The 22,855-nt window shown below is 40.4% G+C and carries 17 protein-coding genes; 10 read left to right on the forward strand and 7 right to left on the reverse strand.

Going from position 1 to position 22,855, the window contains the following annotated elements:
* Nucleotides 1-9 precede the first annotated feature (9 nt).
* Genes BS636_RS08700 through BS636_RS08710 form a run of 3 tightly spaced genes read right to left on the reverse strand, consistent with a single transcriptional unit; the run spans nucleotide 10 to nucleotide 3,511 of the window.
* Nucleotides 10-2,025 (reverse strand): TRAP transporter permease, encoded by a 2,016-nt coding sequence (locus tag BS636_RS08700; RefSeq protein WP_099338399.1) that lies wholly within the window; start codon nucleotides 2,023-2,025, stop codon nucleotides 10-12.
* Entirely contained in the window at nucleotides 2,022-2,507 is a 486-nt protein-coding gene (locus tag BS636_RS08705; protein ID WP_099338400.1) for a DUF1850 domain-containing protein, read from the reverse strand. Before BS636_RS08705 ends, BS636_RS08700 begins: the two co-directional genes overlap by 4 nt.
* The gene (locus BS636_RS08710; protein ID WP_099338401.1) at nucleotides 2,507-3,511 is read right to left on the reverse strand and encodes a TAXI family TRAP transporter solute-binding subunit; all 1,005 of its coding nucleotides are present in this window, start codon (nucleotides 3,509-3,511) and stop codon (nucleotides 2,507-2,509) included. The genes BS636_RS08705 and BS636_RS08710 overlap by 1 nt, the downstream gene beginning before the upstream one ends.
* A 653-nt stretch (nucleotides 3,512-4,164) precedes the next feature.
* Between BS636_RS08710 and BS636_RS08715 the strand changes: the two genes are divergently transcribed.
* From BS636_RS08715 to BS636_RS08740, 6 genes are all read left to right on the forward strand, one after another.
* On the forward strand, nucleotides 4,165-4,758 hold the full coding sequence (locus tag BS636_RS08715) for a LysE family translocator (RefSeq protein ID WP_099338402.1): 594 nt from the start codon (nucleotides 4,165-4,167) through the stop codon (nucleotides 4,756-4,758).
* Between the two features lie 125 nt (nucleotides 4,759-4,883).
* On the forward strand, nucleotides 4,884-5,453 hold the full coding sequence (gene dcd / locus BS636_RS08720) for a dCTP deaminase (RefSeq protein ID WP_099338403.1): 570 nt from the start codon (nucleotides 4,884-4,886) through the stop codon (nucleotides 5,451-5,453).
* Nucleotides 5,454-5,752: 299 nt separating this feature from the next.
* A complete protein-coding gene (locus BS636_RS08725; protein ID WP_228206891.1) occupies nucleotides 5,753-7,468 on the forward strand; it encodes a hypothetical protein in 1,716 nt (571 codons plus the stop codon).
* Nucleotides 7,469-7,481: 13 nt separating this feature from the next.
* Nucleotides 7,482-8,192 (forward strand): hypothetical protein, encoded by a 711-nt coding sequence (locus BS636_RS08730; RefSeq protein WP_099338404.1) that lies wholly within the window; start codon nucleotides 7,482-7,484, stop codon nucleotides 8,190-8,192.
* Nucleotides 8,193-8,223: 31 nt separating this feature from the next.
* A complete protein-coding gene (locus BS636_RS08735) occupies nucleotides 8,224-10,695 on the forward strand; it encodes a hypothetical protein (RefSeq protein ID WP_099338405.1) in 2,472 nt (823 codons plus the stop codon).
* A 25-nt stretch (nucleotides 10,696-10,720) separates the two neighbouring features.
* Nucleotides 10,721-12,130, forward strand: coding sequence for a hypothetical protein (locus tag BS636_RS08740; protein ID WP_099339637.1), 1,410 nt, complete (start codon nucleotides 10,721-10,723; stop codon nucleotides 12,128-12,130).
* A 50-nt stretch (nucleotides 12,131-12,180) separates the two neighbouring features.
* Here BS636_RS08740 and BS636_RS08745 read toward each other — a convergent pair whose 3' ends face one another.
* The 4 genes from BS636_RS08745 to BS636_RS08760 all read right to left on the reverse strand — a co-directional run bounded on the left by BS636_RS08745 (nucleotide 12,181) and on the right by BS636_RS08760 (nucleotide 18,939).
* Nucleotides 12,181-13,899, reverse strand: coding sequence for a proline--tRNA ligase (locus tag BS636_RS08745; RefSeq protein ID WP_099338406.1), 1,719 nt, complete (start codon nucleotides 13,897-13,899; stop codon nucleotides 12,181-12,183).
* Nucleotides 13,900-13,995: 96 nt separating this feature from the next.
* Nucleotides 13,996-17,103 carry an efflux RND transporter permease subunit gene (locus tag BS636_RS08750; protein WP_099338407.1) on the reverse strand — a complete coding sequence of 1,036 codons (3,108 nt, stop codon included), beginning with the start codon at nucleotides 17,101-17,103 and terminating at the stop codon, nucleotides 13,996-13,998.
* Between the two features lie 21 nt (nucleotides 17,104-17,124).
* Nucleotides 17,125-18,258, reverse strand: a complete 1,134-nt coding sequence (locus tag BS636_RS08755) for an efflux RND transporter periplasmic adaptor subunit (protein WP_099338408.1) — start codon at nucleotides 18,256-18,258, stop codon at nucleotides 17,125-17,127.
* 51 nt (nucleotides 18,259-18,309) lie between these two features.
* Nucleotides 18,310-18,939 (reverse strand): hypothetical protein, encoded by a 630-nt coding sequence (locus tag BS636_RS08760; protein ID WP_228206948.1) that lies wholly within the window; start codon nucleotides 18,937-18,939, stop codon nucleotides 18,310-18,312.
* 337 nt (nucleotides 18,940-19,276) lie between these two features.
* On the opposite strand from BS636_RS08760, the gene pilG reads away from it, so the two are divergent.
* The 4 genes from pilG to BS636_RS08780 are packed head-to-tail and all read left to right on the forward strand — an operon-like array spanning nucleotide 19,277 to nucleotide 22,718.
* Nucleotides 19,277-19,660 carry a twitching motility response regulator PilG gene (gene pilG, locus BS636_RS08765; protein WP_004814763.1) on the forward strand — a complete coding sequence of 128 codons (384 nt, stop codon included), beginning with the start codon at nucleotides 19,277-19,279 and terminating at the stop codon, nucleotides 19,658-19,660.
* Between the two features lie 29 nt (nucleotides 19,661-19,689).
* Nucleotides 19,690-20,058, forward strand: coding sequence for a response regulator (locus BS636_RS08770; RefSeq protein WP_099338410.1), 369 nt, complete (start codon nucleotides 19,690-19,692; stop codon nucleotides 20,056-20,058).
* Between the two features lie 5 nt (nucleotides 20,059-20,063).
* The gene (locus BS636_RS08775) at nucleotides 20,064-20,600 is read left to right on the forward strand and encodes a chemotaxis protein CheW (RefSeq protein WP_099338411.1); all 537 of its coding nucleotides are present in this window, start codon (nucleotides 20,064-20,066) and stop codon (nucleotides 20,598-20,600) included.
* Between the two features lie 45 nt (nucleotides 20,601-20,645).
* Nucleotides 20,646-22,718, forward strand: a complete 2,073-nt coding sequence (locus tag BS636_RS08780) for a methyl-accepting chemotaxis protein (RefSeq protein WP_099338412.1) — start codon at nucleotides 20,646-20,648, stop codon at nucleotides 22,716-22,718.
* Nucleotides 22,719-22,855 lie beyond the last annotated feature (137 nt).

Consider the following 22,855-nt stretch of genomic DNA (forward strand, 5'->3'; position numbering starts at 1 on the left):
TCTCTTTTTTTATTTGGTTTTGGTTGTAACTGTATTTTCTTTCTTGGCTTGAATAATATTGAAGCCAACTGCAATAACGACCATAACTGTTCCTACAATATCAGTGATAGTTTCAGGCACAATCATCATGAGTGCACCTACACCCAGGAAAATACGCCAGAACCAGCTCAAGCCAGTTTTAAAATAACCTTCTACCGCAGCACCCAGTGCCAGAATGCCGATGATAGAGGTCACCGTAATACTCAAAATGACATTCCAGGCCGGTAAGGTAAATTCTCTGGCATTTACTGCAATATCCGTGGTGTCGATCATCAGCATGGCCGGGTTATAAACAAACAGGAAAGGCACAATAAAACCTGCCAGTGATAAGCGTAAAGCCAAGAATCCAGTCCGCATCGGATCACCACCTGCAATCCCGGCACCGGCAAAGGCGGCCAAGGCAACGGGTGGGGTAATATTGGCAAACAGGCCAAAATAGAACACGAACATATGCGCGACTAAGATTGGAATATCAAAGTTGGCTAAAGCAGGCGCTGCCATCGTCGCGGTAATGATATAGGCAGGAATGGATGGTAGGCCCATACCCAAAATCATTGATGCAATCATGGTAAAGAACAGGGTCAGGAACAGACTACCCGCACCAATACTCATGATCGAAGATGTCATCACTGAACCAAAGCTGGTCAAGCTCACCACCCCGATAATAATGCCGACCACTGCACAGGCAGCCATTACAGAAAGTGACTGTTTGGCACCATCCGCCAGCGCTTCTAGAATTTCCTTAGGCCCCATACGGGTCGATTTTCTGAAGGCTGCGATCACAATGGTCAATAAAATCGTATAAACAGCTGCATAGCTGACGGGAATAGACTGAAACAGGAAAACCACTAGCGCGACAATTGGAATTAGCAAATGTCCACGCTCTTTCAGGACTTCTTTTACCCGTGGCAAGTCTGCTTTAGGAACGCCTTTTAGGTTATCCCGGCCGGCCCTGAAATGTACTTGTGCCATCACCCCCAGATAATACAGCAGCGCTGGGAGTAAAGCAGCGAGCGCAATGGTGCCATAACTGACCCCAGTCGTTTCTGCCATGATGAAAGCACTTGCCCCCATCACTGGAGGTAAAATCTGACCGCCGACAGAAGCACTGGCTTCAACTGCACCAGCAAAGTTTTTGTGATAGCCAATTTTCTTCATTAAAGGAATGGTAAATGAACCGGTTCCCACCACATTAGCAACAGCAGTACCATTAATACTGCCCATAAAACCACTGGAAATCACTGCAACTTTGGCTGGACCACCTTGCTTATGCCCGGCAAGTGCCATCGCCAGATCATTAAATAATTTCCCCATTCCCGATTTTGCCAGAAAGGCACCGAACAGGATAAACAGGAAAATAAAAGTAACCGAAGCACCAATGGCTGATGAATATAAGCCTTCAGTTTTCAGATACATCTGTCCGAAAATATCGCTCAATGTATAAGGACGGGTCAGCAAGCGATCCGGCATCCAGTCAAAATGACTAATAAACGGATAGCTTAAGAAAATGAGTCCGAGAATGGGCAGCATCCAGCCCATCACACGTCGTGCACCTTCAACAACCAAGACGACGGTCATAATAGACAACACAATATCCAGTGTATTGGGAATGCCTCCTCGGGTGGTCATGATCGCTTGATATTCTGTAAACAGATAGAAGAAAGAAGAAAAAGATGCAATGACCCAAATCCAATCCGTCCAGGCAACTTTCTGTCTACTGCCGGCTTGACGTGCAGGATAAAGCAGATAAATCAGTGCCAGACCAATCGATACATGCGCTGCACGTTGAATCAGTTCGGGTAAGGGATTAAAAGTAATATAGAGATGAAATAGAGAGTAGATTATTGCCAGTGCAGCAATAAACAGGCGAACCGATTTATTGATCGGGTTACGAGTCACAGATTCGCGGTCAAACTTTTCTAATAATTCTTGCTGCTGCTGTTCATTTAGTGCTTCTGGCACCGGTTTTGTTTCTTGTGGATTCATAGGCAATCATTTAAACCTCTTTTTTTCCATAGGCTGTCTTTTCTTATAGAGATGTGTACGGTGCTGTAATCAGGAAAGTCCTGGTAAATGTTCCAGACCCGGTCAGCAATCTCGATTTTTCCCTGCATCCTGTGAGATATAACCCAGTTGAGCTCTTTAAGTTTCCTGTTAATTTGCATCTGGATGTTGCCATCTTCTTGCCTGCTAATAACACCTTGGTCAGGTGTTCCTGCACCAAATGAAACAAATTGGGTTTCTGTCAAAATTAACGCTTCATTGTCTTGAAGATAACGTTCCTTCCATGGGGTTTTTTCTACCGAGTGAATCCAGCTGAGTTGAAAAGTGTTTTGCTTAATTTTGCACTGAAAATTTTGCGCTTCCACTTCAACAAGAATGTATGGAAACTTCACCCCAAAATAAGTGATAAAAAAGGCAGCCAAACTAAAAAGTGCAGCAATCGCTGCACCTTGTATCCATTTCATCAGTTCGCTTTATTCTCATCATAGAATTTTTGCGCGCCCGGATGCACTGGAGCAACCAGACCTTTTTGTGCACCTTCTAAAGTGATTTCTTTTGCTGCCTGATGCGAATTTGCCAGTTGATCGAGACTAGAGAAGAATGTCTTAGTCAACTTATACACATCATCAGTAGATAGATCCGAGCGAACCACCAGCGCATTCATGATTGCAGCTGTTGGAATATCCTCAGCATTGCCATACGTACCTTTAGGAATGGTCATTGGCAGGAAATAAGCCTGATCTTTGGCGATGGCTTTCACCTTATCCGGATTGATGCTGACCAATTGAAGATCAAAACCTTGTTGCAGTTCCATTAGGGATGAGTTAGGAATACCACTGGTCAGGAAGGCTGCATCCAGCTTGCCGCCTTTTAAGGCATCGGCAGCTTCTGCATAACCCAGATAATCTACTTTCACATCCTTATAGGTAATGCCAAAGCCATTTAACAAGCTACGTGCATTCACTTCTACGCCAGAGTTTTGTGCGCCAACTGCAATACGTTTGCCTTTCAGGTCTTCAATATTTTTAATACCAGAGCGTTTTGATGTCACGATTTGCACGTAGTTTGGATAAAGCGCTGCAATCTGCTGCACATTATCGATCTTTGTGCCAAAACTACCTTGACCATTAATCGCTTCGGTCAGGCTGTCACTCATGACAAAAGCCATTTCAACTTTATTCTGTTTCAATAAATTCAGGTTTTCGACAGAGGCACCAGTCGTCTGGGTTTTAGAGTTAACGCCGTAAGTCTTGTTATAAATTTCAGTCAGTCCAGTGCCAATGACATTATAAGGACCTGAAGCACCGCCTGTTGCGATATTTACAAAGCGGGTTTGTAGCTTATCTTCAGCAACACCCTCACTGATCGCAGCCTGATTGTCAGCCTTATTTTGTGCATTATCATTTGAGCAGGCAACTACGCCTGATAGCGCCACACTCATGACTGAAAGCTTGATCCATTTATTCATCTATGACTCCTTGATATTATTCTGTAATTTTTAAAAATGTAATTAAAACAACAATCTAGTGAACCATTTGGATGTTAAAAATGTGAATTATAAATTGTTGTTCTTGTACAATCTATCAGCAATTATTTTGCCTGAATACCTTTAATAGCATTTTTTTTTAAAGAATTTACGTTATCAATATGTTGATTAAATTTAGCAAGATAGGCATCTTAAATTAATAGCTAAAATATAGTGGTTAGAAATAAAGTAAAAATTGAACCAATAACAAAAGTTTCATATAGGGTTATATCAAGTTAATACATAAGAGCAGTGCATTTGTAGAAATTTAAGCTCCATCAAAGATGATTAAAAGTAATGGTTTTAAAGTTTTAAACTTATTTATCCTTAAAATTCTAGAAATGAATATTTGTAAAATTTTAAATATCAGTATTGCGTTGAAATTCCCTTTTTTTAATAGCTTTTTTCTTGTAGCTTATATTTCTATAAATTGACAAAAATGACTTTCAAGCCTGAAGCTTGTTGTCTTTATTAAATGCTTAAATTAATTAGAAAAACAAAAAATGTAAGTTTTTGGAATATGTGTTCTTACAATTAATTTTTTGCAGATTTGACCGAGCTATTCTATGCTTTAGATATACAAGCGAGGTCGAGCTATGATTTCTTGGTTATTTATTGGTTTAGTAGTCACAATTTTGCTGACTCCGGGCCCAACCAATACCTTATTGGCATCCTCCGGGATTCATGCAGGTTTTAGGAAATCATTTTATCTTATTCCCGCCGAAGCATTAGGTTATCTACTCGCGATCAGTTTCTGGGGAATCTTGATTGGTAAGATTTCAACCCATCTTCCAGCTTTACCCAATATCCTGAAATTATTCAGTGCTTGTTACATTCTCTATTTGGCTATCAGGTTGTGGCGTACTGCAGAAGTTGCTGACAGTCTGAGCCAGTTCACCATCCGCGCCAGAGAACTGTTTCTAGCTACTTTACTCAATCCTAAAGCCTTATTATTTGCGTCAGCGATTTTTCCAGTGATTGCGTGGCAGAACAATTATTACTATGTGACGCATATGCTGATGTTCTTGGGACTCTTGATTCCAATCGCATTCTTATGGACATTCCTGGGCACTTTGTTAGGTCGTAATAATAGTCGCTGGCTGAATCAAAAAAATATGCAAAAGACTGCATCATTGGTATTGATGAGCTTTTGTGTGCCGCTCAGTTATTCTGCAATTTTAAGTCTGTAAGTTCATTAAAAAAGTGTCATTAAAATCTCAAAGTGTCATCGGGAATGATCACTTATTTTCATTGAAGTGAATTTCAGTTAAAGTACGTCGCAATAACTGAATTTAAGATTTTTGGATTAGTACCAATGGCAATTAAGTCTGATCGCTGGATTCGCGAAATGAGCGAAAAACACGGCATGATCGAACCATATGCAGAAAACCAGGTTCGTTTGGATGAAAATGGTGAAAAACTCATTTCCTATGGCGTATCGAGCTATGGTTATGATGTTCGTTGTGCACGTGAATTCAAGGTATTTACCAATGTGCATTCTGCCATTGTAGACCCGAAACACTTCGATGAAAAAAGCTTCATCGATATTGAATCTGATGTATGTATTATTCCGCCTAACTCATTTGCACTCGCACGTACTGTCGAATATTTCCGTATTCCGCGTAATGTATTGACTGTTTGCCTGGGTAAATCTACCTATGCGCGTTGCGGTATTATTGTGAATGTGACGCCACTTGAACCAGAGTGGGAAGGTCATGTTACTTTAGAATTTTCAAATACTACTAACCTTCCTGCACGTATCTATGCCGGTGAGGGTGTGGCACAGATGCTATTCTTTGAATCTGATGAAGTGTGTGAAACTTCATACAAAGATCGTGGCGGTAAGTATCAGGGCCAGACTGGCGTGACTTTGCCGAAAGCATAATCGCTTTAAAGTATTGAATAAACGGGACTTTAGATCCCGTTTATTTTTTTTGGTTTTCATTCATCGGAAACTCGAGCATTTTTGTCACGATATTTTGGAATTTGACGTAAAAATAAGCATAATAAAGGAAATATATTTATAAAAGATGCCAACTGCATCATATAAAAAGCACTGACTCGGCTGGGAAGCTTAAGGATACGAAAGCAGTGTTTAACATAAGAAGAAGGATGTTTGACATGATTCCACAACGGACATATTCATTTAGTGCAAGTTACTTGGCTCTGATGGTTGGTTTATGTATGAGTCCAGCAACCTTTGCATTACAAGAGTTGTCGGATACTTCTTTATCTGAGTCAACTGGTGAGGGGGTAGCCCTCGTTTTAGATAATTTTAAAATGGTATTCCAGGGAGCCAACGATAGCTCTGCACATTCAAGTTATAACTTGAATGTTCCAGTGGCAAATCCCGAACAATATGACACAGGTTTTATTCGTATTATTCCGACAGGTGAGAACTATCAGGGACAATACGATGCTGCTATTAATCCAAGTTTCATTCAGTATTCAAATACAAATTATCAAAATACATATACTCAAACGTTGAATACTATTACTGATGCTAAGCGTACAGAATTGATTGCATATGAAAAATCAAGAGCATCTGATTCATATTGGACAGAACGTTATTATAATTACTATAACGGTATATACGATAATTGGTTGACATCAGAAGCAAACCGTAAAGCATGGAGTGAAAGAGATGCTACTAATGATGTAAATCGGACTTCAGGTACTCATTATAATGCTATTAACACACGTGTTACTAATAAAATTAATGCTTTAGAAAATGAGTTAAAGCAAAATGCCGAACACTGGGCAAGAGCGGAAACTGAAAAAAACTTTATCAAAAATGTATTGCCGTCAATTAATACAAATATAAGTGATAAAAAAATAAAAGCAGATATGTTTATTTATGGTCTTGCATTATCAAAAAGTGATGGTTCCTTAAATACGCGATTTAGTAATGAAGGTTTTAATTGGGGTACACCTGATAATCCATGGTTGTTTAGAGCGGGTACTCAGGATGTAAAGCAGTTTAAAGATAAACAGGAAAGTGTAGGTTATATTGCTTTTGAAGCTCCTCTTGCCCTAGAAACTAGAGATGGTGCAGATAATAATATCAAATTGGGTTTTTGGAGCGATATATTTGCCAGAAGCTATAATTCATCAAATGTCGTAGATCCTATAACAGGAGCTCCAATCTCTGGGCTTAATAAAACTGATCGTCTTAGGACTCAATTCGTGGCCAATGGCTTGAGTTTAAATGGATCTCAAGTCCGTATGTTTCAAACTTTAGAGTCAGACAATCCTGAATATAATAAAACATTAGGTTTAGCAAGTTTAATCCGAATTAATACCCATCATGATCCAAAAAATCTCACTATAAATGATACTGACTTGGATCGTAGAGGGATTCGTATTAGTACCGCAACGCTGGATGATTTAGATACAAATTTTGCTACACCAGCAATGAGTAGAGATGCTAAAGCTCCTATATTTCAACCGAAAGAGGGTCTCTATCTTTATAGTCCTAATATAAATTTGGTGTTAGGTAATATGTATCAGCCATTTGTTGTGGGTTCTGAAGGAAATAATATTATTTTAGAAATTACGAAAATTCCTAATGTTCCAAGTATTTATAATCAGATATATCAAAATTATGGTGTTGGTCTAGGTGGGGCTGAATTTAAAGGGTCTACCTGTAATGTTTACCAGTGTGGTGATTCAGTTGTTATTAGTAATAAAAATTATCAAGGTAATAATGCTACGCACAGCAGTATAGCAATTGGTACGGTTGAGCGTGTACCAAATACAAATTTATTAAGAGCAAATGATGGACAAAATGTGACAGGTGTTGTTTTTAAAGATGCAAATGGCATAAGTAAAAACTTTGGATCTGCAGTCATTGATGGTGTTTTAATCCAGCATTTAAAGTTCAAAACTACAGGGCTATAAGAAGGGAAGTATTATGTCGAATCGATTACTTATGATTGCATTACTGAGTTTTTCTTTTACAGCTCAAGCTAATTTAACTAATATGTCAAATGAGCAATTAGTGGAAATAGCAGGACAGGGTGGCGCAGATTTAAGTTGGACACTCTCCTTAAATCATCAGTATGCAGCAGATATGAGTAAAAATAATATTTCCTCATTAGATGCTACTGGCAAGCTGGAAGTTTATTATCAATTGTCTAATGAGTTGTGTGCAAATAAAGTTTTATGTCGTTTGGCGATAGCACCAAATAACCATATGGATGCGAATAATAATAAAAAATGGCTAGTCTTTAAAGGGATTCAAGGAACAATCCAGATTGATAATTTTGCTATTGATGGTACAACCATAATGAATTATCAAAACCAACCGCAATCTGCCTTACAAATAAGCTTTAAAGATGCATATCCACTTAAAATTAGGAATCTAGGATTCGAAACCCTCTCTATCGAGACAGGTACAGGTGAGGGGGCATTGGAAGGTTATGCTAATAATACAAAATATAGCACATATACTACTAAAGCCTTAGCAGCAGATGGCAGTGCTACAACTAAAGAAGTTACAGTTCCTACATTTGATCAGGGAGCGGAAAAGGGGTTTATGGGCTTAAACGTTCAAGGCAACTTACATATGGATGGGAAACTAAAGATTTTCAGTTATAACTGTAATGGTTCTGGTCGTTGCTGAAATATGTGTGCAGTAGCATAAGGATATGAAAATGAATATAAATACAAAAATAAAGTTGTTAACTGCATGTATATTTCTAGTACAACAAAGTCATGCATTAGAACAAATTCAGGATAATGATTTAGGTCAAGTTACTGGCCAAGATGGTATTAGCATTACGCATCAAGTCAATAATGGTCTGTCTACAGATAATGCCATATTGCCGGCTATTGAAATTGAAAAGCTAAATTGGTATGACCCTAATCAAAATAAAGATATAAAAATGGGTTTAGGTTTACATAACGTAAAAGTCTATGCTGAAGATCAAAATGCATTAGAAACTAAGATTTCATTTGATGTAGGAGCTACAGATGCTGGAGCTGGAATCAAGCTTGATGCAAGTGTTAGCCCTTTTACAGCAAAAGCTGATTTAAAATTAGTAAAAATTAAAGATATTGAGAATGATCCAACTTCCATTCGTACTAAAGGTACAGAATCTAATCAATCATTAGGTAAGTTTTCTCTATCTACAAAATCACCTTTTAGTGTTGTACTACGAACTACAGCAGGTTTATTTAATAAAAATGAATTAGCTAGCATTGACTTTAATTTACAAGATGCCTCTTTAAAACATTCCTTAGAAAATAATAGTCTTGTATTTAGTAATTTCAATTTTAACTTCGCTGGTCAAGGTTATATTTATATTGATCCTAAAGAGGGTATAGTTTTAACAAGTAACAATGGAACAACGGATAATTTTATAGTTTTAGAGTCTGTGCAAATAAAAGATAGTGGTGGAGACCCAACAGGTGCCAATACTGCTGGCGTGAATTTTGATCTTCGATATCAAAATGATAACGGTGAACTTAAAAACATCATGCGTTACGGCATTTCAGGCACAGTTAAAAATGCACGCTTAGCAGTGAGTGCAAATCAAAATGTATCGGATGTTGCACCGTTACAAACCCCATTATCAAGTTTTAATGTTTCAAATAAAGAGCGTACAGAAAGACGCATTAAAATGAGTGATAATCAAATTAAAACAATTATTACTGAAAGTGAAATTATTCGTGCTGATACAGCGGTTACAGACTACAATGTTGGATCGGGTGGATTACATCTAAATCTTTCTGCAGATTTTACCAATAAGACAGAGCTTGAGGGTAAAAGCTTTAAGGATAAAAGCCTGAAGGCTACAACATTAGAAATTGGACATACGGGCAGAGGGAGTTACTCAGTACAGTTCCAGAATCTTAGATCATTAACAGGGGAAAATGCAGCTTATATCGATTTTGGTGATATTTACATTAATACCCTAGAAGCAGGAAGCCTTAGCTTTCTTATTAATGAAAAGTTAAAACGGACATTAGATCAATCATCGAATCTAATTATCCAAGATGTCGGTGGAAAAAATAACCAAAATCAGCAAATTAATAAAGATGTAGTTTTGATAGCTATTAGGGATATGGATTTTCAATCTATAGCTTCTAAAGCAAATTTTATTTCTAATGATACGAGTTTACCTACAAGTAATAGTGGGTCATGGGGTATCGGTATTCCAATTTACAACTTAAATACAAATATCGCTTTATCTGGAACTAAATATAATAATAAAGAAGCGATAGCTTATAATTTAATAGCCTCTACACAAGGTTATGGTATTGATAAAGTGACTGGAGCGCCAAGTACTACTTCTATTATTTTAATTGATGGAGAGGTGGAAAATGGTCATGCTCGTAACTATTACGCAGGTTTACGTAATATTGATGCATTTGTACAATCTGATGGTGTGATTGCTTATGAGCAAGAAGGTATCCACATTGATGCTAAAAATTTAGTCATTGCAGCAAATGCTGAGTTAGCGATTGGTCGGTTACCAGGAACGACATATTCATATGAATCTAATGATATTCTTGTTGATAATAATAATAATCCGATTCTTGATAATAATGGTAATCAACAAAAAGTTATTAAGCAGACGACAGTACCTTTAGATAATTTTTCAAATCGTAATGATGTATTAACTAATATTGCTTTTAAATTAGATGGCAGTGGCAATTTATTCATTATCCCTGGAGTTAATCCAACTACCGCAAACCCTGATACAAATTTTCTTAGTTTAAAAGGCGACTTTAAATTTAGACCTTTAGCAAATACAAATGATCCCAATATTTTAGGTAGTTATTTTAGCTTAAGTAATATTGATGAAGTTGAAGTAGTAGGCCAAGAGGTGAATAATTCAAATGCTAATGTTGAATCACCAACTCAAAATTTTAAATCAATCCAAACATCTGCAATAAGCCTGAATAAAATGCAAGGGCACATAGACTTTGATGCTCGCATTAAGGTGAAAGAAGATAAAGTTGTTTTAGATAATCAGATCGGCTTTAATCATAATAAAGATATTGCACAGCCATTTAGAACAAACTTTGCTATGCAAGTAAATGATAAAATGCAAAACATGGCTAGTATCGCGATTACGGGTGGTGCAATGCGCAGCACTATGTCAATTACGCCAAGATAATTAAAAAATGAAGGGAATTCAAAAAATGAACAAGATTATTTATGGTTTATTTTTATGCTCTACAATACTAACCACTTCTAGTTATGCCATGACAGAATTAGTCGATCAAGATCTATCTGAGGTTACAGGTCAAGCACTCTTTAATATGATTAAAGAAACTGACTCAACTCAAGGTTTGGATTTTTTTAAACTAGCTATTAATGGTGAGCTTTCGCTAAATACAAATATTAAAAATTTGCAACTAGGTTGTGGCGGAATTAATGGGGCAGATGGTTGTGATATTGATATATCTGAATTTTCACTAGGTTGTGTTGTTGGTGGTAGTGGTAGCTGTATCACATTACCAACCAATGTAACAGGTCAACCCAAAGGAACAGACTATGATAATACTATTGCAAATCAAAAAGATTTAAGAGACTTTGTTCTCACAAATCCATTTTTCCAATTTGCAATTAAAGGTGGAAATCAAGCTTCAACTCGCCAAGTTGTTGGTGTTAGGGTGGGTGCAGAGAATGCGAAAGGACCTATGAGCATTGGTACTATGAATAGCTTTAGCGGCTATTTAACTGGTGTAAATAATTTATATATTCAAGCACAAGAAAATGTAGCAGTAACATGTAAAGCAGGTACGACAGGATGTAGTGAAGAAAATGCTTCTAAATATTCTCAAGACTTTATGGGAGACTATGGTCTTCTTGGTGGTGGAAAAAAACAGCAATATGCAGCTAGCGCATATTTAGGCGTTGCAAATGCAGAAATCTTAAATCTTTTAAATGCTGTAACAGTTGAGTATCGAGATCAAACAATTAATACTCAAGCATCAAAACGTGAAAATCTAAGTATTTTGGCAAACGGAAAACGTATGCAACAGGTTCAAATCCATGGATTGCAATTAGGAAGTTTAGTTGATGAAGTGGTACAAAATTTAACTATTAATCAGATGTGTACAGGACATGATCCAGGCGAGTGTAGTTTTATTGGAACACAAGATATAGGTAACTTACTACTACCTTTATTACGTACAGGTATCAAAACTTATATGAAAGAGGAGACATTAAAAGGGCTAAACCTAGGAGTACCAAATAAAGGTTCTCAAACTAATGACGCCTATAGTAATCAGCTTACAACTATACTCAATAATTATGTATTGCCTTTTAATTTGGGGAATGTACACCAAATTGATGTTGACTCAAATTTGTTCGGAATTGCTTTAACATCTTTAGCAGAAGGTATTAAATATCCGGGATTTGCTGAGCAAGCAAAAGCTACGCAGGGCTGGTCTATGTACTTAGAAGATGCATTTACAATTAATATTAACCAGCCATTAACGACTCTAATGTCAAATATTGTTCAAACAGGATTGGCTGCACAAGGTAATATTACAATGCTTGAACCTGCTTATCGTAACTGTTTTGGTGGCCATAAATTCTGTTAAACCTGCTATAAAAAATCCCGCATATAGCGGGATTTTTTATTTAAAGTAAATTATTTAGCAATTTTAGCTAATAATTCTTCTTTAGATAGATTAACGGATTCTGCATCACGGCGACCTTTGTATTCAAAAGTGCCTGCATCCAGACCTTTTTCACCAATCACGATGCGGTGTGGAATACCAGTTAACTCAAGATCAGAGAATTTCACACCTGGGCGTTCATTACGGTCATCAAGTAGCACATCATAACCAGCCGCTTGAAGCTCTGAATAAAGCGCTTCAGCAGCTTCTAAGGTACGTGGTGATTTATGTGCATTCATTGGAACAATTGCCACTTCAAAAGGTGCGATGGCAGATGGCCAGATAATACCTTTTTCATCGTAGTTTTGTTCAATCGCTGAAGCAACGACACGTGTTACGCCAATACCATAGCAACCCATCGTTACAGTGAATGGTTTACCATCTTCACCTAAAACTTTACAGCCTAGCGCTTCTGAATATTTCTTGCCAAGTTGGAAGATGTGACCAACTTCGATACCACGTTTGATTTGAAGTGTGCCTTTACCGTCTGGAGAAGGGTCACCTTCAACCACGTTACGCAGGTCATAAACTTCAGTAAATTGTGCATCACGTTCCCAGTTCATACCAGTCGCGTGCTTGTCAGCTTCATTGGCTCCAGCAACAAAGTCAGAAAGTACAGAAGCAGCACGGTCAGCAATTACCGTAATACCTTTTTCTACCAGACCTTGTGGCCCCACAAAACCAGCCGTTAAGCCAAGTTCAGCAAGTTGAGCTTCAGTGGCAAATGCCAAAGGAGCAGCAATTTGTGGGTGCTTTTCAGCTTTAATTTCATTCAGTTCATGGTCACCACGAAGGAATAAAGCAACCACTGGAGCAGGTTGACCAGCTTCTACTGCTATGCCTTGAACCAGTAGTGCTTTCACTGACTGAGCTGGATCAGTACCCAAGAACTTAGATACATCCGCAATGGTTTTTTGATTTGGAGTGTCTACAACTTTTAACTCTTGAGCAGGAGCAGCGCGTTCACCCACCAAAACAGCCTCAGCCATTTCAATGTTGGCTGCGTAATCTGATTCAGTTGAGAATGCGATATCATCTTCACCACTAGAAGCCAATACGTGGAATTCGTGAGAACCTGAACCACCGATTGAACCAGTATCTGCCTGTACTGGACGGAAATTCAAACCTAGACGGGTAAAGATTTTGCAATACGCATCGTACATCTTATCGTAAGTTTCTTGCAGTGATTCTTGATCCGCATGGAAAGAATAGGCATCTTTCATGATGAATTCACGTGAACGCATTACGCCGAAACGTGGACGGATTTCGTCACGGAATTTAGTTTGTACTTGATAGAAGTTTGCAGGCAATTGTTTGTAACTTTTCAACTCATTACGTGCGAGATCAGTAATGACTTCTTCGTGTGTAGGGCCAAGCACGAAATCATTTGTATGACGGTCTTTGAAACGAAGCAGTTCAGGACCATATTGCACATAACGGCCAGACTCTTCCCAAAGTGAAGCCGGCTGAGTGACAGGCATCAATACTTGGAGTGAACCAGCACGATCCATTTCTTCGCGAACGATCGCTTCAACTTTATTTAATACGCGAACGCCCATCGGCAGCCAGGTGTATAAACCTGAAGCCAACTTACGAATCATACCGGCACGAAGCATTAGCTGATGTGAAATAACTTCAGCATCGTTCGGGGTTTCTCTCAACGTTGCAAATAAAAAGCGACTCGCGCGCATGGAAACTGTCCTAAAAAATTAAGCGTTAAAGCAGAGATTATACAATAAAAAATGAGGTGAACATTTCAGAATGTCACCCCATTATTATGGAATAAATTATGACATGATTTTACGGGCTTGGCGCAGCATAAAATTCTTAAAATCGTCCAGATAGGTAAAGATCACTGGAACAACCACCAAGGTCAACAGGGTAGAGGTAATCACACCGCCAATGACTGCATGTGCCATTGGTGCACTTTGTTCACCACCTTCACCAAGTCCAAGTGCAAGCGGTACCATACCCATCACCATGGCACTTGTGGTCATCAGGATAGGACGTAGACGGGTTTTGCCTGAAGCAATAATGGCATCATAGCGATCTTCGCCACGATCCATGGCTTTCTTGATGAAGTCGATGAGTAGAATCGCATTCTTGGTCACCAGACCCATCAACATGATGATTCCGATGATGGAGAACAGGTTCATGGTCGAGTTAAACAGGAAAAGCGCTAAGAATACCCCGATCAAGGATAAGGGTAATGAAGCCATAATTGCCGCAGGGTGAATAAAGCTGTTGAACTGCGAACCCAATACAATATAAATAAATACAATTGACAAGGTAATTGCAGTCAGGGCATAACCTGCAGATTCGGCCATATCAGCGTTAGCACCTTGAGTCACAAAACTATAACCTGGTGGCAAGTCAAAATCAGCCTGAACCTTGCTTATTTCTGTACCGATATCCCCCGCAGGACGCCCCGTTGTATTGGCTTCGACCATGACTTCACGTGCCAGGTCACGACGGTTAATCTGAGATGCCCCGAGTTTTTCCTCAAATTTCGCCACACTTGAGAGTGGAATCATGATCGGTTGACCACTGGCATCGGTTTTATTGGAAGTGAGATACATATTCTGCAGATCGCTTGGCAACGTACGTTTGTCTTCAGTTAGGCGCAGATTCACATCATAAGTTTCACCTTTTTCATCTTGCCAAGATGTCACATCATCACCGGCAATGAGTGGGCGGATGACATTGGCAATTTGATTAACTGAAAGACCGAGGTCACTGGCGAGTACGCGATTGACCTGTACAGCCAGAGTCGGCTTCGGTTCTTTCAGTGAGGTCTCAAGGTCAACCACGCCCTCGACTTTGCTAAGCTCTACCATAAAGCGGTCAGAAATCTTTTGCAGTTCGTCAAGATCTGGTCCCTTAATGGAGATCATGATTGGCTTTTGCCCACCAGAAACTGTTTCATCTGCAGAGGCTACTGAAGTAATGGAAATGCCGCCAACAGACTGCAAGCGCTCACGGAATTCATTGTTGAGATCATTCAGCGTCTTTTCACGTTCAGTACGTGGCGTCACGGTGACGCGCAGGCTGACATGATTTTTACCCCGGTCGGTCACACCATTGATTACACCATAAGTCGCACGGACATCTGGATGTTTACGGATAATATGATCAACCTGCTGGAGTTTGGCTTGAGAATATTCTAAAGATGAATCTACTGGCGTTTCAAACTTGATCCGGATTTCACCCTTATCTGGTACGGGAACAAACTCGGTACCAATCAATTTGGAAAGTCCCAGTGCGCCAAACAGGGAGGCGACTGCGACCAGAATGGTGATCAATCTAAAACGGAGTGCTAATTTGAGTAATTTTTCATAGACCTCACTCAAGCCATCCAGCTTGTTAGAAATCCATATAAAGAAGCGTTTTACAGCATTTGGCTTTTTATTCGGATCCTTTTTACGCTCAGCCCAATGTGCCGACAGCATCGGATCGAGGGTAAAGCTGACAAACATGGAGATCAGGACGGCGGTACTGACAGCCACACCAAACTGGAAGAAGAAACGACCGATAATCCCGCCCATAAAGGCAACCGGTAAAAATACCGCAACAATCGTTAAAGTAGTCGCGAGGACAGCCAGGCCAATTTCTTTGGTGCCATCGAGCGCAGCAGTCACATGGTCTTTACCCATATCGCTATGCCGGACAATGTTTTCCCGGACCACGATGGCATCATCAATCAACAGGCCAATACTGAGTGAAAGTGCCAGCAGTGTCATCATATTAATAGTGAAACCAAAAGCCCAGATAAAGGTCAGGGTGCCGAGTAGGGCAATGGGCAGGGTGAGGCCAGTGATCACCGTAGAGCGGAAGGAACCTAAAAATAGCAATACGATGAGTACAGCAAGCACCGCACCTTCAATAATCGTTCGTGCGACATCGCCAATGGTTCCGCGGATACTCTTGGAAGAATCAACGACCACTTGCAGAGTGGTACCTTGCGGTAGCTGGGCTTTAATGCTTTCTAGAGTTTTATAAGTTTCATCGACAACTTCAATGACATTGGAATCGGAACTGCGCAGAATATCGACAGCCACCGCTGCCTTGCCATCCAAGAATGCACCAGTTTCCAGTTCTGCTTGACTGTCCTCAATCTTAGCAACCTGTTTCAGGAAAATAGGTGCGCCGTTTTTATTGGCTATCACCAGATCACCAAAGGCCTGTGGATGCAGTACTTTGGAATTAATTTCAATAACCAGTTCAGAATTTCCAGATTTCAGTGTGCCGCCAGGAACTTCAATATTTTCCGATTTTAGGGTATTGATGACACTGTCTATGCCAATTCCAAAAGCTTGTAATTTTTGTGGTTCAATCTGAATGCGGATTTGACGCTGAGCATCTCCCAGAAGATTGACGGTCCCTACACCGGGAACAGTACGGAGTTGCGGTACAATACGTTGATCCAGATAAGAGCTTAATGATTTGAGATCCATCTTGTCGGATTCAAAGACAATCGACATCACCGCATTGGCAGATGGATCATAACGCTCAACTACGGGCTCCTGAATTTCGTCACGGAATTCAGCTGTCACTGACGCAATTTTATCTCGCACATCCTGTGCCGCAGTGGTCGACGGAACATCCAGATTAAATTCTGTGGTAATCATCGACAGGCCTTCACTGGACTGGGAAATCACCTGTTTCAGACCAGAAATGGTATTGATCTGATCTTCCAGTTTTTTGGTAATCTCAGATTCAACCGTTTCAGGGGAGGCACCCGGGTAGTTGGTATAAATCACGACAAAGGGAAAATCGACATCCGGAAACTCTTCCACGCCCATACGTTGCCAGGAGGCGAGACCGAGTACCATCAGGCAGAACATCATCATGATGGTAAAAACAGGAAATTTCACACTAATCCGCGTCAACCACATCTTGATAATCCTTTATTGATTTTAGTTTTGGCCAAGGGTGACGGTTTTATTGATATCGGCATCGGTAAAGCTGATTCGGCTGATTCGATCGCTACTATCAAGGCCGCGAACTACGGCAAGATTATCGTTATAACGTTGTTCCAGTACTTCGATATTTACTTTAATTATTTTATTTTGACGAACAGCCCAGACATAAGGCTTGTTCTGAATATCCCGAATCGTATCTAAAGGAATCAGCTGCCCAGAAATTTGACGTGCACTGAGAATCTCGCCATCAACAAAGGAACCGATACTCAAAGAGGTAATCGTTTCATTTGGTCGGGCGAAGAATTCAATCTGGCGGCTGGCCTGATCAGCGATTGGAGAGATCCGGCTGATATTGGCAGTCAGCAGGTTTGGATTACCTTGAATCCGGTATTCAATTTTACTGCCGGTTTTTAGGTCAGCCTGCATATCGCTTGGGACTTTGGCTTGAATTTCCAGTTGATCTGGATCGACAATTTCAAAGATGGTTTGACCAGGAGCAACAGTCTGACCAGGTTCAACCTGACGTTGAGTGATCACGCCACTGATTGGGCTGGTGATAATACCATCCCGATCTGCCTTTTGCGCAATATCGACATTAGCTTGTTGCGCGCGTACATTTTCTAACTGCGTTTGATAGTCGACTCGGCTTTGTTCATATTCGGCTTTAGAAATAAAACCTTGATTCAGCAGACGCTGCTTACGCTCCATCATCAAGCGTGCCTGATTAGCCTGTGCTTGAGCAGAAGCACGATTGGCCTGCGCCTGTGCAAGACGCGCAGCGTTGTCCTGATTATTCAGGCGAACCAGAACCTGACCTTTCTGTACGCGTTGTCCGACTTGGGCATTGACACTGGTCGCAGTGGCAGTCACCTGAGCCTGGATACTGCTTTGATTTACCGCACGGATGGTGCCAGTAAATGCAGTTTTTTGCACAGCATTACCTGTCTTAACTGCAACAAGGTCCTGAGCAATCAGTTCTACGGTATTTTGATTCTTTGGTGTTGCTGTATCAGCAGTTTCTTGTTTATTGCATGCACTTAAGAGCAGGCTCATGCAGAGCAGACTCATGGCAAAACTAGAACGACGATTATTATTTTTCAAAAAATAAGTATGCTGTGCAGGGTGCATAGGAGTCCTTTTTATTGCGCTGACCACAGAAGCAGCATCTAGAATATTAGATTATTCAAGCGCTTTTAAACGATGGATAATTCTGTCGTATTCTGCTTCCTGATTTCGATAGCGACTTTGTAAAGATTGAATATTTTCTTTTTGTGCATTCAGGTTTTTTTCATTGGTGATCAGCGTATTTTTTAGGTGATCAGGTACATTTTTGCCTTTACGTAAAAATTCACGTTCCTGACGCACGAACATAATCCGGTCTTTTTGGAGTTGCTTCAGTTGCTCTTGTTGAAAAGCCATTTGCTTTTTTAACTGTGTAAGGACTTCATTCTTTTTCTGTAATGCGATCTGGCTATTATTATAAGCACGTTTTAACTTCTGGTCTTCTGCTTGTTGTCTGGCGTGTGCTGCACGTTGTGGTGCCTGACGAATGTCCGCTTCCACATTATAAGGTTTAGCACGCTGAATGACCTGCATATTCTGATCTAAGGCTTCATAGCCGTAACGGATATGGTTAGGGGTTACATTGGTACTGATGTTTGCCACACCCTTATGATCATAATAACGATACCATTTTGCCTTCTGCGAGGCGGCATTGGTTGCGGATGCATTGCTAATTGTCAACATCGTTTGCAGCAAAAGTGCCACTAAAACAGCAGTATTCCTGATTATGGATTTTCTCTGACCCATATAAGCAGGTTTTTCCCCAAGCTGGCGCATTATCGGCTCCGCAAAATAAAAGTTGACTAATAAAGCTATTTTAAAGTTGACTAAATTACTTATTTAGAAGTAATAATACTGATATATTATTCCTAATTTCGACAATAAAAAACTATTAGCACTCAAAAAAAAATCATTGAATCAGGGAAAGTGTGAAGTTGTTATTGGAATTCTAATTTTTTGACTACTTGTGTAGAAAATGCGCGTTGATAATATCACGACAGGTATGTTAAAAATAATCGACACTTATATAAAATTCCGCTATAAGCCTTTTGTCGCTTATGGTTTCTAAATGGGAAGGGTTAAAATGGACGATAAATTCCAAAATCTAAAAGTTATGGTCATTGATGATTCAAAAACCATTCGTCGTACAGCGGAAACTCTTCTTCAGCGTGAAGGTTGTGAAGTCATTACTGCAGTAGATGGTTTTGAAGCATTGTCAAAAATCGCAGAAGCGAATCCCGATATCGTTTTTGTGGATATTATGATGCCTCGTCTTGATGGTTATCAGACTTGTGCCTTAATTAAAAACTCGCAAAGTTATCAGAACATTCCTGTTATTATGCTATCGAGTAAAGATGGTTTGTTCGACCAGGCCAAAGGCCGTGTGGTAGGTTCAGATGAATATCTCACCAAGCCATTTAGCAAAGATGAGTTGCTTACCGCAATCCGCAACCATATCAGTGCTTAATTTATTAGATTTTTCTTGGGGAAGTAGGCATGGCACGTATTCTAATCGTAGATGATTCACCGACAGAAACTTTTCGTTTCCGCGAAATTCTGTCTAAGCATGGCTATGACGTAATTGAAGCAGCAAATGGTGCTGATGGGGTGACCATGGCGCAGGCAGAATTGCCTGATCTGGTGTTAATGGATGTCGTGATGCCAGGGGTAAACGGTTTTCAGGCAACCCGTCAGATCGCACGTGGGGCAACAACAAAACATATTCCAATTGTAATTGTAAGTACCAAGGATCAGGCAACTGACCGTGTATGGGGTAAGCGTCAGGGCGCAGCAGATTATCTGACTAAGCCTGTAGATGAAAACCAGTTAATTGATGTGATTAAGCAACACCTCAATGCAGGATAAGCGCTATGGCAGCGAATGGATTTATCGAACTGCTTCGGATTGCGAAACGGGGTAATAAAAACTACGTTTCCAATGAAAACGAAGTTAACCGATGGTCAGGCATTGCTTTTGAAATGATGGGGCAATATTTTGTTGCCCCGCTTGGGGAAGTCTCGGAAGTCATCTATCCGCCAAAATATACGCCAGTTCCGAACACCCAGCCTTGGGTAGTAGGACTGGCAAATATTCGAGGCAGACTGCTTTCAGTCTCGGATCTGGCTCAATATATGTCTGGACATAGAAGCCAGTATTCACCAACTCAAAAAGTATTATGCATTAACCATAATGATCAGTATGTCGGCCTGGTTGTAGATCAGGTTTTGGGGATTCAACACTTTAATAAGAAAAGTTTCTTTTCTAAAACAACTGAATTAGACAAAAATTTACAGGAATATTGTCAGGGGTATTTCCACCAGCATAATCAGCAGTGGCATGTGTTCTTATTCAGTCGTTTGTTGCAAAATCCAAAGTACATGAATGCATCTATAAAATTTATAAATTAATTGTCGCACGAAAGTAAAAAGGGCGTAAATTCGGGGAGAAGCTTTATGGGCTTTAAGCTTAAGAAGAAAAATACAGGCGAGAGTAGCAGCCGCAGCGGTGGTAATGCTTTTTTAGCCAAGATTCAATCACAAGCAGATCAGTTATCACGGGTATTCGGTGATAGTGAAAAGTCTAAGCCACTCATTTACGGAGCAGTGGGCTGTCTGTTAGCAGCAACTATCACGCTGTTATACTTATTCTATAGCGTTCCTCGTGCCAACGAACTTACCCAAAGTTTGGGTGAATTACGTCTACTTTCACAAACCATTTCGCGTCAAGCGACAGAAGCGACTGCTTCAGGTACGCCTGAGGCAATGAAGAATCTGACTGATTCACAAAAGTCTTTTGCTGAAAACCTGGACACAGTAAAAAGCATTCATTCCAATAATGAAGCGCTACAGGCTGTAGACAAGCAATGGACTGAAGTGTCTTCAAGTATTAACCTGATTTCTTCACAACAAAAAATCATTAACCAGCTATACGATACCAACATTGCGATTGGTGAAGCAATTCCTGGAATTCAGGCAGAATACAACTTGATGGTCGACCAGATGGCGCGTCAGGACATGCCGTCTAACCAGGTGGTGATTGCGAAAAACCAGGTATTCATTGCAGAACGTATCTTACGTTCAATCAGCTTGGTATTAACAGGTACAGATGGTTCACGTGAATCTGCAGATGACTTCAGTGCCGATACCGAAACCTTCGGCTCTTACCTGACTGCACAGCTGAATGGTTCTGCACAACTGGGTGTACAACGTATTGATGATCCGAATTTACGTGAATCATTAGAAGGCATCAAAGCTGAATATGATGATGTATTACAGTCAGCTGCATCTACAATTCTGCAAAACTCAGCACAGATCGTAAAAGTACGTCAGGCTTCTGCTTCTATTTTCTCTCAATCAGATCAACTATTAGCGAACCTGAATAAGCTGTCTGGTGGTTCAACTTTAAAAACAGTGATTCCAGCAATCCTGTTATTGGCATTCCTGGCTGGCTTCATTGTTTGCGTATTCCGTTTACTGTCATTACGTGGTGCATCGGATAAACAACGTGTAACGCGTCTACAAGAAGAATATGACCGTAACCAGAATGCGATTCTGCGTTTGCTTGACGAAATCGCCGACCTTGCAGATGGTGACTTACGTTCATATGCAACGGTATCTGAAGACTTTACCGGTGCAATTGCCGACTCGATTAACTTCGCAATTGACCAGTTACGTGATCTGGTATCGCGTATTACGGAAACGTCTCAGGAAGTTGCGCAATATACCGCGACCACGCAAAGCATTACCAACCAGTTAGCAGAAGCTTCTGAACACCAGGCACAAGAAATTGCCGGTGCATCTGCAGCGATTAACGAAATGGCACTGTCGATTGACCAGGTATCTGCCAACGCTGAAGAATCTGCTGTCGTTGCGGAACGTTCAGTACAAATTGCGGCAAATGGCGCAGACGTTGTAAACCGTTCGATTGAGGGTATGGATACGATTCGTGAACAGATTCAGGAAACCTCTAAACGTATTAAACGTTTGGGTGAATCTTCACAAGAGATTGGTAACATCGTTGCCCTGATTAACGATATTGCCGACCAAACCAACATCCTGGCATTGAACGCTGCAATTCAGGCGTCTATGGCGGGTGAAGCAGGTCGTGGTTTCGCCGTGGTAGCGGATGAGGTACAGCGTCTAGCAGAACGTTCAGCTTCTGCGACCAAGCAGATTGAAGGCCTGGTGAAAACGATTCAGACCGATACCAACGAAGCCGTAATCTCGATGGAACAAACCACTGCCGAAGTTGTACGTGGTGCGAACTTGTCTAAAGATGCCGGTGTGGCACTGGATGAGATTCAAACAGTATCGAACAACCTTGCGAAACTGATTGCGAACATTTCCGATGCAGCGAAACTTCAGGCGGCATCTGCGGGTCATATTGCAACCACGATGAACGTTGTACAGGAAATTACTTCACAAACAACGACTGCAACCTTCGATACGGCACGTTCGGTATCTGAACTTGCTAACATGGCCGATGCATTACGTGAATCTGTATCTGACTTTAAACTTCCAGAATAAGTCAGACAATTTTGGGGAAGGGGCGTGTCTTAATCCCGGTTAAGACACCTCCACATACAGATAAAGCCTCGACAAGATGCACTTAACTTCAAACGTTAGGTCTCGCGTGACGGTCACAATTAAGTTTGAGCGCCCTT

Origin of the sequence: Acinetobacter sp. LoGeW2-3 (assembly GCF_002688565.1) — a bacterium.
GTDB lineage: Bacteria > Pseudomonadota > Gammaproteobacteria > Pseudomonadales > Moraxellaceae > Acinetobacter.

What these genes read in the sequence shown, in the direction of transcription:
- pilG (WP_004814763.1), top strand. Translation starts at nt 19,277, where the DNA reads ATGGACGATAAATTCCAAAATCTAAAAGTTATGGTCATTGATGATTCA.
- dcd (WP_099338403.1), top strand. Translation starts at nt 4,884, where the DNA reads ATGGCAATTAAGTCTGATCGCTGGATTCGCGAAATGAGCGAAAAACAC.
- BS636_RS08705 (WP_099338400.1), bottom strand. Translation starts at nt 2,507, where the DNA reads ATGAAATGGATACAAGGTGCAGCGATTGCTGCACTTTTTAGTTTGGCT.
- BS636_RS08700 (WP_099338399.1), bottom strand. Translation starts at nt 2,025, where the DNA reads ATGAATCCACAAGAAACAAAACCGGTGCCAGAAGCACTAAATGAACAG.
- BS636_RS08715 (WP_099338402.1), top strand. Translation starts at nt 4,165, where the DNA reads ATGATTTCTTGGTTATTTATTGGTTTAGTAGTCACAATTTTGCTGACT.
- BS636_RS08775 (WP_099338411.1), top strand. Translation starts at nt 20,064, where the DNA reads ATGGCAGCGAATGGATTTATCGAACTGCTTCGGATTGCGAAACGGGGT.
- BS636_RS08740 (WP_099339637.1), top strand. Translation starts at nt 10,721, where the DNA reads ATGAACAAGATTATTTATGGTTTATTTTTATGCTCTACAATACTAACC.
- BS636_RS08755 (WP_099338408.1), bottom strand. Translation starts at nt 18,258, where the DNA reads ATGCACCCTGCACAGCATACTTATTTTTTGAAAAATAATAATCGTCGT.
- BS636_RS08780 (WP_099338412.1), top strand. Translation starts at nt 20,646, where the DNA reads ATGGGCTTTAAGCTTAAGAAGAAAAATACAGGCGAGAGTAGCAGCCGC.
- BS636_RS08770 (WP_099338410.1), top strand. Translation starts at nt 19,690, where the DNA reads ATGGCACGTATTCTAATCGTAGATGATTCACCGACAGAAACTTTTCGT.
- BS636_RS08730 (WP_099338404.1), top strand. Translation starts at nt 7,482, where the DNA reads ATGTCGAATCGATTACTTATGATTGCATTACTGAGTTTTTCTTTTACA.
- BS636_RS08745 (WP_099338406.1), bottom strand. Translation starts at nt 13,899, where the DNA reads ATGCGCGCGAGTCGCTTTTTATTTGCAACGTTGAGAGAAACCCCGAAC.
- BS636_RS08725 (WP_228206891.1), top strand. Translation starts at nt 5,753, where the DNA reads ATGAGTCCAGCAACCTTTGCATTACAAGAGTTGTCGGATACTTCTTTA.
- BS636_RS08760 (WP_228206948.1), bottom strand. Translation starts at nt 18,939, where the DNA reads ATGGGTCAGAGAAAATCCATAATCAGGAATACTGCTGTTTTAGTGGCA.
- BS636_RS08710 (WP_099338401.1), bottom strand. Translation starts at nt 3,511, where the DNA reads ATGAATAAATGGATCAAGCTTTCAGTCATGAGTGTGGCGCTATCAGGC.
- BS636_RS08735 (WP_099338405.1), top strand. Translation starts at nt 8,224, where the DNA reads ATGAATATAAATACAAAAATAAAGTTGTTAACTGCATGTATATTTCTA.
- BS636_RS08750 (WP_099338407.1), bottom strand. Translation starts at nt 17,103, where the DNA reads ATGTGGTTGACGCGGATTAGTGTGAAATTTCCTGTTTTTACCATCATG.